At 32.8% G+C, this 2,356-nt stretch carries 2 protein-coding genes; one reads left to right on the top strand and one right to left on the bottom strand.

The window, feature by feature from the left end; translation table 11 throughout:
* Positions 1-1,534: AAA family ATPase (locus QZ659_RS20475; RefSeq protein ID WP_291728960.1), on the bottom strand; the 1,534-nt coding region annotated here is incomplete at its 3' end.
* 325 nt (positions 1,535-1,859) lie between these two features.
* On the opposite strand from QZ659_RS20475, the gene QZ659_RS20470 reads away from it, so the two are divergent.
* On the top strand, positions 1,860-2,228 hold the full coding sequence (locus QZ659_RS20470) for a hypothetical protein (RefSeq protein WP_291728958.1): 369 nt from the start codon (positions 1,860-1,862) through the stop codon (positions 2,226-2,228).
* Positions 2,229-2,356 lie beyond the last annotated feature (128 nt).

The following is a 2,356-nucleotide window of genomic DNA, read 5'->3' as shown; positions in this document are numbered from 1 at the left end:
CATTTTGAGCTTGCAAACTCTTTACCATTACCATCAGCGCATGAGCTGATGTAACTTCATTATCACGATATGCACCGATGATGAGCAAATAACGGTTCTCAATGTCTGTCATCAAGACTTTAAGTAAGTTCAATGATGCACCATCTGCCCACTGCATATCATCGATGAAAAGAACAACTGGGTGTTTTTTCTGACTAATAACACGAATAAATGATTTGAAGACGTAATTAAATCGGTTTTTAGCTTCATTGGGAGGAAGTTCTTGAACAGTTTCTTGCTCTCCAATAATCATTTCCAAGTTTGGAAGAACATCTAACAGAATTTGTCCATTTTCTCCGACTACCTTATTTATCTTTCGTTTCCACTCTGCTAATGACTCTTTTGTTTCTGTGAGTAAGTACTCTATAAACTCATTTAGGGCTTGGATAATAGCCGAATAGGGAACGTTTTTTTGATACTGGTCAAATTTTCCCTTTATAAAATATCCTCTTTTCTCTGTAATGGAACGATGGGTTTCATTGACAAGAGAAGTTTTTCCTACTCCAGAATACCCTTCTACCAAAATCATTTCGGTAGCTCCATTAGAGACTCTTTCAAAAGAGTTGAGTAATAATTTTACTTCATTTTCTCTACCATATAGTTTTTGAGGAATAGAAAAACGGTCAGAATAATCTTCTTGTCCTAACTTAAAATAATCTATTTTTCCATTTCCATTGGCAATAAAACCTTTCAAACAAAGCTCTAAATCTGCTTTTAAGCCAAAAGCTGACTGATAACGGTCTTCTGCATTTTTTTCTAGCAGTTTCATTACCAGTTCAGACAACACACGAGGCACAGAAGGGTTTACTTGATGAGGAGGTTGTGGTTTTTGTGCCAAATGACAATGCACGAGTTCAATAGAATCAGAAGCCGTAAAAGGTAATTTGCTTGTCAGAATTTCGTAAAAAGCAACTCCCAAAGAATACAAATCAGAACGGTAATCTACGGCACGGTTCATTCTGCCTGTCTGTTCTGGGGAAATATAAGCAAGTGTACCTTCTAAAGAATCTGGGCTTCGGAGGTCTTGTACACGAGTGTCTATACGTGAAGAAATACCAAAATCAATAATTTTGATGTTGTGCGTAGCAAAATCTACCAAGACATTGTTGCTATTAATGTCTTTATGAATGATATGATTTTGATGGATTTGCCAAAGAGCTTCAGCAATATTGATAGCTACCTTTAAAAAATCTTTGTACGTCCAAGAATTTTCAGCAAAACTCTTCTTAAATGTAATTCCAGAAAAATACTCCAATACAAGCGCAGGCTTACCCTCTAGTTTATCCTTTTTGTATGCCTTTCTGATGCCCTCAATTTTGAGGTCTTTTGTAAATTCATACTCGTTGTTAAACTGAATAAGCTGTGTTGGAGTCGGAAAATCATTTTTAATAACCTTGATAATAACTGGCGTGTTCCACTCGCTAGTATCTCGGTAATAAATGATTGAATTTACTCCCTCAAAAATAATTTTTGGAAGCGACGTTGCCACAGTCATAGATTTTTATGGTATTTGTGTGAGTTGATGCGTGTTTTGGATAGTAATTGTCTTTTCTTTCAAATTAGAAAATCTTGGTTTTATTTTCTCAATTTCCTTCTAAATTAAGTAATTGTTAATAGAAAATCCAAATTAAATATTTATTTATCTTTGGGTAATTCTTACATACTTATGAAGTAGAAATAATATAGTCTAATTTTTTATTTAAAAAGTTATATTATAGGGAAGCCAAGTGTTTTTATGTTGTTTCTAGCACATATAATTTACAAAATATTTTGCAATTTTATGCTACAACGGTAGAAGATTTTAAAAAATTGTTTTCTGCTTGCTTTTTTCAATTGATATGGACAATGTTTTAGACAAAGAACAAAATTTGAACGACAGAAAAAATAGCTCTTGGAAGCCTATTTTGGTTACAAATGGAATTTTAGCTATTCTCTTCGCAATATATGCTTACTATTCTAGTATAGACTTTAGATATTTATCATTTACTCCAAGTATGATAATTGGAAGAATGATTGTTATATTTTGCTGTGGAATAATTCTCATTAATATTTTTTTTACCTTCCTATCTCTCATTTTCTTTAGAAAATATTGGAAAAAGTGGATTGTTATGGTTGGATTTGGCATTCTCTTGTTTGTAACCATTTCATTTATACAGTCTTTTATAGATATTAGTAACTTGATTTTATAGAAAATGGAAAATAAAATACTAGATAAAGAAGAAGAAACGCCTATCAAAAGGACTTGGAATATAGAGTACTGGACATCAATAGATACTTGCTGTTCTGTGAGCCACAGAACAGGGAAAAAATACCGTTG

This window comes from Bernardetia sp., assembly GCF_020630935.1.
In the GTDB taxonomy this organism is placed as follows: Bacteria; Bacteroidota; Bacteroidia; order Cytophagales; family Bernardetiaceae; genus Bernardetia.
Note: the sequence above shows the minus strand (reverse complement) of the source record. Positions and strands in the feature narration are given on the sequence as shown.